The organism is Streptomyces sp. NPDC101110, from assembly GCF_044759525.1.
In the GTDB taxonomy this organism is placed as follows: Bacteria; Actinomycetota; Actinomycetes; order Streptomycetales; family Streptomycetaceae; genus Streptomyces.
Genome location: NZ_JBIVZM010000004.1, coordinates 499,756 through 512,594, shown reverse-complemented (window position 1 = coordinate 512,594; position 12,839 = coordinate 499,756). Strand labels below are relative to the sequence as shown.

Here is a 12,839-nt window from a genome sequence, read left to right as displayed (position 1 = left end):
CCCATGCGCAGATCCACCACGACCGCCCTGGTCGCCGCCCTGCTCGCGACCGGCGTCACCCCCGTGTTCCTCGGCGGCCCCGCCGCGGCTGCTGTCGCCAAGCACTACGACGACTTCAACGGCGACGGCCGCCGCGACCTCGCCTACGGCGGCTACAACGACGTCGACCGCGAGGGCGGCACGATCACCGTCGTGTACGCCACCGCCACCGGCCTCGACACCACCCACCCGAAACGCTTCCACCAGGACAGCGCCGGCGTCCCCGGCTCCGGCGAGGGGGACGACCAGTTCGGCGAGTCCCTCACGAGCGCCGACCTCAACAAGGACGGCTACGCGGACCTCGTCGTCGGCAACCCCACCGAGCACGTGGGCAGCGACGACTACCGCGGCACGGTCACCGTCCTGTGGGGTTCGAAGTCCGGCCTGTCCGGCGGCACCAACATCGCCCCCGTCGGCGGCGCCGGCGGCCACTTCGGCGGCGACCTGGCGACCGGTGACTTCACCGGCGACGGCTCCCCCGACCTGGCCGTGATCGGCGGCGAGGAGGCGTGGCTGTACCGCGGCCCCTTCACCAAGCCGGGCACCACCGGCAAGGTCAGCAAGATCGACAAGGGGTCCGCGGGCTGGTACTCCTCCGCCCTCGCCGCCGGAAAGGTCGACGGCGACGGCAGGACGGACCTCGTCGTGATCGGCACGGAGATCAACGGCAGCCGGATCCGCGAGCGCGCCTGGTACCTCAAGGGCACCTCCTCCGGCCTCTCCTCGGGTGTCTCCAAGACCCTCAGCGACCAGCAGCAGGGCCTCTACCCGAGCCCGGTGATCGGCGACTTCGACAAGAACGGCCACGGCGACATCGCCCTCGGCGTGCCCGACAAGGACAACGGCAAGGGCGCGGTCACGATCTGGCGCGGCACGTCGACGGGTCCGGGCACGTCGGTCACCCTCACCCAGGCCACCTCCGGCGTCTCCGGCAGCCCTGAGGCCGACGACAACTTCGGATACGCGATCTCGGCCGCCGACACCAACGGCGACGGCTACGCGGACCTCACGGTCGGCGTCCCGCACGAGGACGTCGACGGCAAGGAGGACCAGGGCGGCGTCCACGTCTTCCGCGGCGGCTCCGGCGGCCTGAGCGGCGCGCGTTCCTCGTGGATCGCCCAGACGGTACTCGGTCCGGCCGACTCCCACAGCGCCTTCGGGTACACCCTCCGCCTGCGCGACCTGACCGCCGACGGCAAGGCGGACCTGGCCGTGGGCGCGGCGGGCGGCGCGCTGCTCATGCGCGGCACGAGCACGGTCCCGACGAGGACCGGCGCGATCGCCCTGCCGGAGCTGGGCGGCGGCTTCGCCGACTGACCGGGCCGGGACAGGCCCTGGGACCGAGTCGGTCCCAGAGGCCTGGGACACGGCCCGTACGGCCCAACCCTGACACTCCACGGACACCCAAAGCCCCTTCCCCTTAAGGGATGTCACAGCTCGGCCGCAAAGCCGGGCCCGAAAGCCCGGGCCCGGCACGCCACTGCCGGGGACCAGGTACGTTCGAAGACGTGGCTGGATTCAGGATCGGACGCGGCCGGAACAACGGCGCTCCTCAAACGCGACCGCACAACCCTCCGTACGGGCAGCAGACGCCGCAGGGACCGTCGTACGGCTCCCCGCCGGCGCCGCAGCCGTACCCGCAGCAGCAGCCGTACGGCAACGGCGGCGGCCCCTCGTGGCCGCAGCCGACCGCCGGGCACGGCGGCGGCTACGGCGGCCAGGGCGAGCCGGAGTACTTCGGTGACGGCGCGTACCCGCCCGGCCCGCAGGGTCCGGCCGACCCGTACGCGGCGAACAACCCGGGCCACACCCAGGCGTTCTCCGTCGGCGAGGACCCCTACACGCAGGGCGACACCTACCGCGCCGGCTCCGCGGCCCCCGCGCCCGGCCCGGTCGGCCCGCGCCTGCACTGGAAGGCCCTGCTCCGGGGGGTCGTCCTCGCCCCGAACCAGACGTTCCTCCAGATGCGGGACTACTCGATGTGGGGCCCGGCCCTCATCGTCACGTTCCTCTACGGCCTGCTCGCCGTCTTCGGCTTCGACGGCGCCCGCGAGGATGCGATAAACGCCACACTGTCGAACGCGGTGCCGATCGTCCTGACGACGGCCGTGGCGATGGTGCTCAGCGCGTTCGTCCTGGGCGTGGTCACCCACACCCTGGCCCGCCAGCTCGGCGGCGACGGCGCCTGGCAGCCCACGGTCGGCCTGTCGATGCTGATCATGTCCCTCACGGACGCACCCCGCCTGGTCTTCGCGATGTTCGCGGGCGGCGACGCGACCTTCGTCCAGCTGCTGGGCTGGGCCACCTGGGTCGCGGGCGGCGCCCTGCTGACCCTCATGGTCAGCCGCTCCCACGACCTGCCCTGGCCGAAGGCCCTGGGCGCGTCGGCGATCCAGCTGATCGCGCTGCTGTCGATCGTGAAGCTGGGCACGGTCTGAGGCCACACGACACGCAAGAGGGGCTCCCCACATCGGGGAGCCCCTCTTTGGCGTCACGGCGGTCAGGCGTCGAGAACCTGCCCGGCCCTGCGCACGACGGGCGGTTCGACAATCAGGGCTGACTTGACTCAATGACGGTAGTGGTCTGCCCTGCTCAGAGGCAGGGGGCTGATCGTGGCACGCAAGGTGGGGGTCTACACCCGGATCTCGCGGGATGACGAGGGCGAGGCGTTAGGAGTCGCCCGTCAGCAGCGGGACTGTGAGCGGCTCGCGGATCTCAGGTCGTGGCAGGTCGTGAAGGCCTACGAGGACAACGACGTATCCGCCTTCAAGCGCAAACACTTCGAATTGGCCCAGCAGGGCAAGGACAGCGGCGGGCCAGCGTCGTATGGATGGTGCATGAACGCCCGCACCAAGGTCGACCCGCAGGCAGCCGAGGCCATCCGCCAGGCGCAACGCGAGGTCCTGGCCGGCGTCCGCATCGGGACGATCCGAACTCGCTGGCAAGAGCAGGGGTTGGGCAACCCTCGCGACGGCACCAAGCGCATGGCCCATCATCACGTCGAGCACATCCTGACGAACCCCAGGTTGGTCGGCTACCGGACCTACCACGGCGAGGTTCTACACGGTGACGACGGCCAGCCCGTCATGGGCGAGTGGGAGCCAATCAACACCCTCGAAGAATGGGAAGCCGTCTGCGCGGCGATCGCCGAGCGGAAGAGGGATCAGTCTGGAAGATCCCTCGCCCGGAAGTACTTGCCGTCAGGCATCACCCGCTGCGGACTGTGCAAGGTCAAGATCCGAGGCCAGATCAACCAGCGCTGGCAGCCGGGATCGAAAGCCGCGAGGTTCAGCTACCAGTGCTCTGTAGTCAACGGGGGCTGCGGCAAAGTGGCTCGAACCGGCGAGCCGGTAGACAGGCTCGTAGCTCGACTTGTGTTGGCAGAACAGAGCCAGCGAGCCGCAGAGGGAGCCGACTCGACTGATCTGCGCTGGGACCGCGAAGAAGACCTCAGGCAGGTCGAGGATGAGATCCGGCAACTCATTGACGCAGAGCCTTCCGGCCAAATCAGCGTGGCAGAACTTCTACAGCTACTCCCTCGGAAGGAGCGAAGCCGAGACGAGCTGAAGCTGGAGCGGGCACGCTTCCACAAGGAAGTTCGGCAACGCCGGAGCAGGCAAAACACCGCCGAGATGAACGTCGATGACTTCTTCTGCTTCGCCATTGAGCGCCAAAATCGTAACCGACTTGACCAAAGATCCTATTAGATGGGTCAGTCAACTCACCCCAGGGCACCCCCCATTCGAGTAGTTGGGGCGAACCCGCCAGTAGTGCGAGTCGTTAAGAGGTCAAGAACACAGAGGACGCGACGCCGCGCTCTTCATGCGTCGGGCAAGGACGCCGAAGAACGTAATGCCGGCGCCGCGCCTCTGCCTCACAAATCAGGAGCGCGATGACTCTCGCCCCCGATGGCCAGCACGATCATGCTGGCCGTCCATATTACTGTGATGAGTGCGCGGCTATCCATGCACGCAAACACAGTCGACTCTCCCCGGGCCCCATCGAAGGGGCGATGATCGCCGGCTTGGTCGCTACGGGACCAAATACGATGGCGCTGCTCACCAACATGGGGATGGACGTCGGCCCGGCTGCGGTCATTTCCGTGTACATGACTTTCGGGCTCGGCGTGACAGCAACACTTCCCTGGGCCGTTAGAAACCTAGGACGATAGGGCATGGCACACCTCCCCCGCTGACGGGACGTCGCAGGGTGGGTAAATCTCCCACCCACCCTGCCTCACGCGCTTTGCGGAAACTCATTCCCAATTGACGTGCTGCCCAACGCGCTGAGGCAGGTTTGCGTTCCGCTCTAAGCACAAGGGTCACCCTTGAGGGTGACTCCTTCGAGTGGACAGCGCTGACATCTCATGCTGTAGAGCCGCCCCTGAAGAAACGTTCATCCTGCTCTGAGCAGGAGCTCTGAGCGGCGGTGGAACTCTTCGTCACGAAGCGGTGCGCGATTGAGGTGCAGCTGAATCCACTGCTCCGCAGTCATCGTCGTGACCTCAGGCGTCGAATCGCGTTGCTCGTCGCTCGACGCATCGCAGACACCTCCCGTCTCCTCACGTGCGGTTTCGCGGTTTTGTTGGATGTCGCGGCGGATGTTGGCGGCGAGCCAGGATTCGCCGGGGGTGTGGCCGTGGCCGGCGTAGGACCAGTGCGCGAGGGTCAGGGTGGTTGCTCCCTCGTCGTCGGGGTCGCGCAGGCCGAGGGCTTCGCGTTGCTGGCTGGCGCGGTAGTCGGCGCGGGTCTGGCGCAGGGCGCCGAGGGTGGTGGAGTAGCGGCGGGACTTGGTGGAGAAGTGGCCGCGGAAGCCGAGCATGTGGGCCCAGTCGCGGAGCTTGCGGTCCGGGTACAGCGCGTGCAGGTCGAGGCACGCGGCGATGAGCCGGGCCGGGTGGTCGGGGACGCCGAGGAGCACCAGAGCTTCCTCGTTGCCGATGCGGCGGTCGACGGTGCAGCGCGGGCGCCGCTCCCGCCTTCGGCCCGCGCCGCTCGCGCTGCGCCGACGCGCGCCCTGGTAAGGGTTGGCCGGGCGGCATGGGGTCAGAACACGTCGTGGCTGGGGCGGTCGAGGCCCGCAGCAGCCATCCTCGGGGTATGCCGCTCTCCGCTGAAGTCCTCGAACTGTGCCGGGCAACGTTCGCTCCGGAGTCGCTTGATCTCGCCCTTCGCACCCTGGAGACCTACGAGACTGAGCAGGCTGATCGAGTACACCGGGTCGCGATCCAGCTGAGTGAGGGGAGGCTGAACCGGCTGGCCTGGTGGTTGGACGGGGCAGAGGAGAATCTGGAGACGTTCCTCTGGTACGGGGAAGATCCTGAAGAAAGCGTCCGGCCAGAGACACGAGCGTTCGCGGTGGACTTCATGAACGCTTTCGCTGACAAGCACCGGCTGGAGCCACCGCAGTCTTCGAGCTGAGCGGGGCCGTCTCTGGGCCGTCCGAGAGCGCTCAACCACGACCAACGCTGACAACCACCGACAGCTAAGTCGCAGGTCGCAGTGTTGATCGATTGCACGGTCGCAGGTCAGGCCCCCGGCCCACCACTTCTTCGGCTACTGGTCGCACACCGCAGCGCTTGACTCGCCCATTGAAACTCCCCCCCAAAGCCGCTCCACCGACCGCGCGGCACAGCTACGCCCAGAGTCTCGTATCGCTGCCAATGTTGTCCTGCGCCAGCTGGGCACACTCCTGGAGGAGAGAGGAGCACGCCACAACCAAGTCGTGGGCCGCGAGACTCATCTCAACAGGCCCTTCGAGGGACACGGCGGCTCCAGCTTCCGACAGGGCAGTGATCGCTACTTCCACACCAGGCAGTTCCGGAGGAACCGGCAGCCCCGGGTCTGGGTGCGATCCAGCTGCCTGTCTAAGCGATCCTGGCGCCCCTTGATGAGTGTGAAGACCCCTGCCAGAACCGCACCAGCAAGGGCGCTCGCAGCACCGATGAGAGCGATCGACTGTTCAGCCACGGTGACATCTAAGCGAGCAGGACGGGGTCCCACATACGATGAGGAAAAGTTCATGGGCACCCGCTCGCCCACTCGCGCACGCGATCTTCTGTACAGCAGCGAAATACAGCAACCACAGCGACCGGTCCTGTCCGGTAGGGCACTCACGCGGCGGTACGGCGACCGGTATGACCGCAGTGACTGATCCACATAGAGCTACGGATCAGAAGGCCAGTACGCCTGAGAGCCCCCGGAGGATCTCCAGAGGGCTCTCAGCATGAATCGCAAGGAAACCGCAGGTCAGAGCGCTTCCGTGTTCTCCTTGGGCGCCTCACCGGACTTGTGTACCGGAGGCAAGACACTCCACGGGAAATTGATCCAGTCGTCGGTGCGCTTCCACACGTACTCGCACTTCACGAGCGACTGGGACTTCTCGTAGACGACGGCGCTGCGCACCTCGGCGACGGTGTCGAGGCAGAAGTCACGGACCAGCTTGAGCGTCTTGCCGGTGTCGGCGACGTCGTCGGTGATCAGCACCTTCTTCCGCGAGAAGTCGATCACGTTGGGGACGGGGGCGAGCATGACGGGCATCTCGAGGGTGGTCCCCACGCCGGTGTAGAACTCCACGTTCACCAGGTGGATGTTCTTGCAGTCCAGGGCGTAGGCGAGCCCGCCGGCCACGAAGACACCGCCGCGGGCGATGCTGAGGACTATGTCGGGCTCGTAGCCGTCGTCGGCGATGGTCTGCGCGAGCTCGCGCACGGCGACGCCGAACTTCTCGTAGGTCAGGTTCTCGCGCACGCCACTCATGCCTGCTTCGCTCACATTCTGGTCGCTCACACCTGGGTCCGGTGGAAGTTGAGGAAGGACCGGGAGGCGGTCGGACCGCGCTGCCCCTGGTACCGGGACCCGTACCGCTCGCTCCCGTACGGGAAGTCGGCGGGCGAAGTGAGCTTGAACATGCACAGCTGGCCGATCTTCATGCCGGGCCAGAGCTTGATGGGCAGGGTGGCGAGGTTGGACAGCTCCAGGGTCACGTGTCCGCTGAAGCCGGGGTCGATGAAGCCGGCCGTCGAGTGCGTCACCAGTCCCAGCCGCCCCAGCGAACTCTTGCCCTCCAGCCGGGAGGCGAGGTCGTCGGGCAGGGTGATGACCTCGTAGGTGCTGGCGAGGACGAACTCACCGGGGTGCAGGATGAACGGCTCGTCCCCCTCCGGCTCCACGAGCCGGGTCAGGTCGGCCTGCTCGATGGCGGGGTCGATGTGGGGGTACCGGTGATTCTCGAACACCCGGAAGTAGCGGTCCAGCCGCACATCGATGCTCGACGGCTGCACCATCGCGTCGTCATACGGATCGATCCGCACCCGTCCGGCGTCGATCTCGGCCCGGATGTCCTTGTCTGAGAGAAGCACGCCCCGAGGATACGCAAGGCGCGCGGAGCGACCACAACCGGACGTCTCCGCGCGCCTTGCCTGTTGCTTCCTGCTGTGTCCGTCACAGCCGCCACGAGTGCGGCCGGTGCCGCTGCTACCGCTTCTGATGGCTTACGGGCACCACGCTCCGGAGCCGCGCACATCGCGGGCACCGAAGCAGCCGCCCGGGGCCGAGCCGCTCGGCCTGCTGCATCGGGAACGAAGCGGTGCTGAACACGTGCCCATCGGCACAACGGACGACGGTGCGCTCCATCAAGTCCAAGAGTCCCTTCCCCAAGAGCCGCGCCTGGCTGCTGCTTGCCTGACGACAAAAGCCACAGTACGGGATCAAAGGGACGGCCCTCCAGGCGGCACTCCGGTCCCGCCCGGGCCCTCTCAAGCCTCTCCACCGTACGCCCCAACTCCGTTCCCCCGCAGCCGCATCCCACGCCTGAAACGCCCTCAGGCCTCACGGCGCGAACGCCGGAGGCCTGAGATGAGGTACAGTGAGCGAGCATTCGGACACCGACTCGGTCGGCGTCTTACGCGGGTGTAGTTTAATGGTAGAACATCAGCTTCCCAAGCTGAGAGCGCGAGTTCGATTCTCGTCACCCGCTCCATGTGAAACCCCCAGGTCAGGGACCCGGGGGTTCTTTGTTGTCTAGACCGGTGAGCGGGTCGCGCACCATAACCGCACCATTAGCTCTCGGCAGCCTCCTCGCTGTGGTGCGCGGGGTCGCCCTTGTGGCACTTCGCACGCTCGGCGCGCACGAGGTCGTCGAGCCCGGCGGCCACCTCCCGCTGCCTTTCCTCGTCGGAGTGCTGGTAGATCAGGGCGGCCTTCTCGGAGGACTGCCCGGCCCGGACCATCGTGTCCTTGAGGGTGGCGCCGGAGCGGGTCGACAGGGTGTGCCCGGTGTGGCGGAGGTCGTAGAAGCGGAAGCCGTCCGGGAGGCCGGCGACCGTGCGAGCGCGGCGCCACTTCCGACCGAAGGAGGTACGCCGGAAAGGCGCGCCCTTCTCCCCTACGAAGACCAGACCATCCGGCCCCTTCTCGGCGTACCAAGCGAGGTGCCGCTTGACCTGCTTGTGGAGGAAGGCCGGGAGGACGACGGTGCGGACGCCCGCGTCGGACTTGGTCTCCCCGGGAGCGCGTCTGCCGTTCGTCCGCACGGGCTCAGCGACGCGAACACGGATGACGAGGTTGTCCAGGTCGACGTCTCGGCGGCGGAGGCCGGCCAGTTTCTCCGGTCGCATCGGGCCGTACGCGCCCGGGTCGCCCGCGGCGACGAGCCAACGCTGAAGGGCCCGCTTGCTGACGCCGTTACACCCGCCGCGTGCTGCAAGGTAAACGTTCCCGTCCGCCTGTTGGTGGCAGGCCCCGGCCTCGATGGCGAACTCCCTCTCGACGAACTGCGCGGCATGCTCGGCCCGCTCATCCACACCCTCACCGCGAAGGACGTCGAGCCGATCCACTCGGTCCTGGAGTGGCACCCCTCCGAGGCAACCGGCATGCTCGCCGCGACAGCCCGAGGCGTACGCGGCACCTGCGAAATGCGAGACGCCGGCCTCTCGGTCCCCCTCACCGACGACGGCCCGACAGTCCATGAGATCGACCCGGACGAGGCACTGAACCTCAAAGGCTCCCTGCGCGAGGACCCGCGCCAGCTGCTCATCAGCAGCCGTCCAGAGCAGTACGACGCTCCCTTGTGGCAGCCGCTACTGAGTAACAACCTTCTTCACGGGTTCAAGCCCCGGCTGCGCTCCGCTCCGCCGGGGCGCGCTTCCCGGCTTCGCTCCGGGCGCCACTCCTGCCTTCGGCCCGCTCCGCCCGGGCTGCGCCGACGCGCGCCCACATGTGGGAAAAGCCGTGACTATCAGTCGGGAACCCGGGAGCGCGACAACGCTCAAAGCATGCCTCCGGCGGGGGCGCTCAGGCTCCGAGATGGCCGGGGCTCCGCTTGCGAGTGCCGGCCGGAGTAGTGGCGTGCGCGGGGAGCTCCCATCCCGCCTGCCATCACCCCAGGCAGACACAGCACCTGGCGTCCCCAGATTCGCCTCACTATTATTGGAGGGCGCTCTCTGGGATACGTACGTGCCGACCAACCTTGGCTTAGCGGATGCGCCGCTCCTCGATGAGCCTCCGAGGGAATGCGGACCGTGGTGCCGAGCAGCTCGGCGACCTGATCGACGGAGAGATAGTGCTCAGCCACGGGTGGGTTCTCCTTCCGGTCCCGGGGCGGGTTCGAAGGTCTCAGCGAGCCAGGCTTCGGCGTCGGTGAGGCCGGTCCCGGCGCAGATCCAGTCCGCGAGGGCGAGGGGTGTGTCCGGGTTGGTCTCAGCCGCTTCCAGGGCTTGTGCACGGCGCCATTCGGCGCGGGCGTCGCGGAGGGCGCCGAGCGTGGTGGAGTAGCGGCGGGACTTGGTGGAGAAGTGGCCACGGAACCCGAGCATGTGGGCCCAGCGGCCACATCACAGGAGGCGTGGACACGACTCCACGACGTCCGCATCGACACGAGGCGCGCCCTGCTGCGCCGGGAACCGTGGACGGTCTCCATCACGCACGTCAGTACGCGCATCACATGGAGAGTCCGACCAGTGCTCCTCCTCCCCTTGGCACACCATCAGGGCGTCGAACTCCCCGCGTGCACATCGGGCTTCAACTCATCGCCGCTCCCGGGGAAGCAAGCTCACCATCCCGGAGCGTCGGCCAGCGAACGCGCCCTCTTGGCTAGGAGAGTCCACCGAGCTTTCCTAGTTGCAGGGGAGGGGTGACCGATGGCGGACGAGTCTGACGTTCTGCTCGAACTCTTGAAGGGCCAGCGCGAGGAAGCTCGGCAGATGGAGAACCAGCGGGCAGCACTGACCAACATCGTGATCGTCGTGACAGCCGCCACCCTGGGCTTCCTTACCCAACAGGGAGGCCCCAGGGCCTCCTCGCTGGGCCTGACCCTGCCCCTCTGCGCGTTGGGCACATTTGGCGCGCTGGCGAGCGCGAAATACGGCGAACGCTGGGCAGTCCACTCCGGCCTCGCCAACAGGCTGCGTCGTGAGCTGGGGGCACGACATCCAGAACTGCGGCTGCACGATCTCATCGCGGACAACCACGCAGAGCATCGAACCAAGTTCCCTCGGATGCTCAAGCTCAAGATCTGGGTTCTCTGGGTGGTACTCCATGCAGCCATAGGTGCCAGCGGCTTGCTCCTCAGCCTCTGGATCCTGGTCCACCTCTGAAGCAAGCAGCCCAGCAGCTTTCCAAGCCCCACACGCCCTTGTCGGGTCCCACCCGAAGATCGACGAACGGCAGGTGCTGGCCGCCCTGATCGACGACGAACCGCACCTGGCAGCTGCCCGGCCGGGGCTGCTGATCCTGGCGGACAAGGGCTACATCGCCGCCGAACTCGACCGCTTCCTCGCCACACACGGCATCAGCCTGCTACGGCCCTCCTACCGCAACCGCGGCACCCCACAGCCCGCAGAAGCCCTGCTCAAGACGGTGCGGCAGCTGATCGAGTCGGTCAACGACACCCTCAAGGGCCAGCTCGACCTCGAACAGCACGGCGGCCGCACCATCGAAGGCGTCGAAGTCCGGGTGGCCCAGCGGATCCTGGCCATGACCTGCGCGATCTGGCACAATTGCACGATCGGCGCACCCATCACCAGGTCACTGATCGCCTACGACCACTGAGCCACATCGGAACTACTCGTCTAGTGCCCTCTCAGCGCACGGCAGAGTTAGCGGACCCCCTGCGTTCCGCCTGGCACTGGGCTCTTGGCCGCCGCCCTCGGCTCGGTCTGTCAGGCACAGGGACGGCCCTCGGGGCGCGTCCCCCGCCGGAGACAGGAGCGGGATCGCTACCGTCCGGCGAACCCTGGCCTTCAGGGAGATCGCCTGGCCCTGGTTGAAGAGCGCGCCGTACCTCTCGCCAAGCGCGAATGATCTCAGGAAGCTTGGACAGCACCTCGGCGATCTGCGTCAGTACCAGCATGACGCAGCCAAAAGCAGCGAGGATGACGAGCGTCACGTTGTCCCAGCTCATGAGGACAGTCCCGGCATCCGCTGAAGCGGTGCTCGACGTCCATGGAGGCTGAGCGTCGCGGCCCCCAACCGCACCTCCACGCAGTCGGCAGCATCGTGCATCGTGGCGCCGGGGATACCGATCTGGGGAGCTGTCAGTGATGTCGCGACATCTTCGACGTAGGGAAAGCCATTCCATCGAAACGTCCATCGGCCCGCCGAGCCCCACAGTTGCTTCCCATATCGTTCTTCACTCCCGTCGTTGAGCCAACCAGAACGTCGTAGCGGATCAGAGAACCAGTTGCCGATCGCCCACTCGCCGTGAGGGTCCAGAGCCGCGATTCTGGTCGCGAGACCGGCCAGCAGGCACTCAGCGTCTGCGCCCATGCCGGATACTTCGTCCAGCTGTGTCTGCTCCGATGTGGTCAGCGGCTTCTCAACTGAGTAGAAGTCCCAACGCGGGGGAGGGCGCTGGGAAGTGCCCCAGCTGCCGGACGGGTTTCCTGTGACCACCAGTTGGGCGCCCGTGGGCAGATGACGTGCGAGGTAGGTGCGCCGGCCGCGGAACTCTTCGAGTCGGAGCCCCGGTAGAGAGCTGCCTCCGTCGCGGCTGGGTAGGAGGTACGGTGCCACGTTGTGCGGAACGTCCGTAATGAGGACGAGCCGGTTGTAGCGCGGCGACATCGTGACGTCGTAAGCCACGAGCGTGTGCAGCCCCCACCGAGCAGGCGGACGAGCTTCCCCGAGTCCCAATCGGTTGAAAAGGCCGAGTGCCAACAGAGCACGAAGGGTGCGTTGTTCGCTCAAGCAGGTGTCAAGACCGAGTGACCCATCCCGTGGAACCCCTGCGAACGCTCCCTCTTCGGACTCACCAGTAAATCCCACTCGGGTTCGGGCAAGAGCCTTCTTCACACTTTCAGGCATGCTGGTACCTCGATGCCACCCGGCTGGCGCTCTCGGTCACATACCTCGTGAACCCACCGAAAATCGTGCGGAGTTGGGTGCACCACACCCATCTGCAGCGTCCGCAGGTGCCGGGCCTGTGGATACGATGCCGCCCTTCGACTCTCCGCGAGCCGAATGCGGGCAGCCTAGCGGATGGTCGAGCGGGTACGGGCGGAATTGCGCAGAGCCCGGTCGGCAGGTGCCTCACTGATCCCATGGCGTCTGCCGGCTCGCGCGACGATCCGCACGCATCACAAGCGCGCCAGATCTAGCGGGGACCAGCGGGGACTCACGGTGGAAGCAGCCGCAGTCGGTGTGCCGCCCCACGACTCAGGGGGAGATCCATGTTCGCCGTCAAGATCATTGTTACCGGTTTGGTGTCCGTACTACTGATCTCGGGCCTTTCAGCATGGGTCAGCGGGCGGGTCCCTGTAGCGGTACTCGGGCTGAGCAGACTGCCCCGGCCGAGGTGGTGGG

General features: G+C 67.0%; 9 protein-coding genes, 1 tRNA gene and 4 pseudogenes. 8 read left to right on the top strand and 6 right to left on the bottom strand.

Annotation, left to right across the window (positions count from 1 at the left end; translation table 11 throughout):
• Positions 1-3 precede the first annotated feature (3 nt).
• The 3 genes from ACIQU3_RS11730 (at position 4) to ACIQU3_RS11720 (ending at position 3,746) form a co-directional block, all read left to right on the top strand.
• The gene (locus ACIQU3_RS11730) at positions 4-1,356 is read left to right on the top strand and encodes an FG-GAP and VCBS repeat-containing protein (protein WP_403734768.1); all 1,353 of its coding nucleotides are present in this window, start codon (positions 4-6) and stop codon (positions 1,354-1,356) included.
• Positions 1,357-1,466: 110 nt separating this feature from the next.
• Positions 1,467-2,477, top strand: coding sequence for a Yip1 family protein (locus ACIQU3_RS11725; RefSeq protein WP_403924571.1), 1,011 nt, complete (start codon positions 1,467-1,469; stop codon positions 2,475-2,477).
• A gap of 174 nt (positions 2,478-2,651) precedes the next feature.
• Positions 2,652-3,746 carry a recombinase family protein gene (locus ACIQU3_RS11720; RefSeq protein ID WP_403924568.1) on the top strand — a complete coding sequence of 365 codons (1,095 nt, stop codon included), beginning with the start codon at positions 2,652-2,654 and terminating at the stop codon, positions 3,744-3,746.
• A gap of 850 nt (positions 3,747-4,596) precedes the next feature.
• On the opposite strand, the pseudogene ACIQU3_RS11715 reads toward ACIQU3_RS11720, so the two are convergent.
• A pseudogene (locus ACIQU3_RS11715) lies at positions 4,597-4,995 on the bottom strand (replication initiator); the annotation flags it as partial.
• A gap of 143 nt (positions 4,996-5,138) precedes the next feature.
• Between ACIQU3_RS11715 and ACIQU3_RS11710 the strand changes: the two are divergent.
• Positions 5,139-5,459: a hypothetical protein gene (locus ACIQU3_RS11710; RefSeq protein ID WP_403734782.1), complete on the top strand. Its 321-nt coding sequence runs from the start codon at positions 5,139-5,141 to the stop codon at positions 5,457-5,459.
• Between the two features lie 828 nt (positions 5,460-6,287).
• On the opposite strand, the gene ACIQU3_RS11705 is transcribed toward ACIQU3_RS11710, so the two are convergent.
• Together ACIQU3_RS11705 and dcd are read right to left on the bottom strand one after the other, a co-directional pair.
• A complete protein-coding gene (locus ACIQU3_RS11705; protein WP_403734785.1) occupies positions 6,288-6,797 on the bottom strand; it encodes a phosphoribosyltransferase in 510 nt (169 codons plus the stop codon).
• A 26-nt stretch (positions 6,798-6,823) separates the two neighbouring features.
• Positions 6,824-7,399 carry a dCTP deaminase gene (dcd, locus tag ACIQU3_RS11700; protein WP_403734790.1) on the bottom strand — a complete coding sequence of 192 codons (576 nt, stop codon included), beginning with the start codon at positions 7,397-7,399 and terminating at the stop codon, positions 6,824-6,826.
• Positions 7,400-7,945: 546 nt separating this feature from the next.
• On the opposite strand from dcd, the gene ACIQU3_RS11695 reads away from it, so the two are divergent.
• A tRNA-Gly gene (locus tag ACIQU3_RS11695) sits at positions 7,946-8,019 on the top strand.
• 79 nt (positions 8,020-8,098) lie between these two features.
• On the opposite strand, the pseudogene ACIQU3_RS11690 reads toward ACIQU3_RS11695, so the two are convergent.
• Positions 8,099-8,671, bottom strand: a pseudogene (locus ACIQU3_RS11690) (tyrosine-type recombinase/integrase); the annotation flags it as partial.
• Positions 8,672-8,674: 3 nt separating this feature from the next.
• Between ACIQU3_RS11690 and ACIQU3_RS11685 the strand changes: the two are divergent.
• Positions 8,675-9,382 (top strand): annotated as a pseudogene (locus tag ACIQU3_RS11685) (DUF1152 domain-containing protein); the annotation flags it as partial.
• A 222-nt stretch (positions 9,383-9,604) separates the two neighbouring features.
• Here ACIQU3_RS11685 and ACIQU3_RS11680 read toward each other — a convergent pair.
• Positions 9,605-9,862 (bottom strand): annotated as a pseudogene (locus ACIQU3_RS11680) (replication initiator); the annotation flags it as partial.
• Between the two features lie 315 nt (positions 9,863-10,177).
• Here ACIQU3_RS11680 and ACIQU3_RS11675 point away from each other — a divergent pair.
• Entirely contained in the window at positions 10,178-10,633 is a 456-nt protein-coding gene (locus ACIQU3_RS11675; RefSeq protein WP_403734794.1) for a hypothetical protein, read from the top strand.
• The gene (locus ACIQU3_RS11670) at positions 10,587-11,087 is read left to right on the top strand and encodes a transposase (protein WP_403734798.1); all 501 of its coding nucleotides are present in this window, start codon (positions 10,587-10,589) and stop codon (positions 11,085-11,087) included. The genes ACIQU3_RS11675 and ACIQU3_RS11670 overlap by 47 nt, the downstream gene beginning before the upstream one ends.
• A 348-nt stretch (positions 11,088-11,435) precedes the next feature.
• Here ACIQU3_RS11670 and ACIQU3_RS11665 read toward each other — a convergent pair whose 3' ends face one another.
• Positions 11,436-12,119 (bottom strand): hypothetical protein, encoded by a 684-nt coding sequence (locus ACIQU3_RS11665; protein WP_403734802.1) that lies wholly within the window; start codon positions 12,117-12,119, stop codon positions 11,436-11,438.
• Positions 12,120-12,839 lie beyond the last annotated feature (720 nt).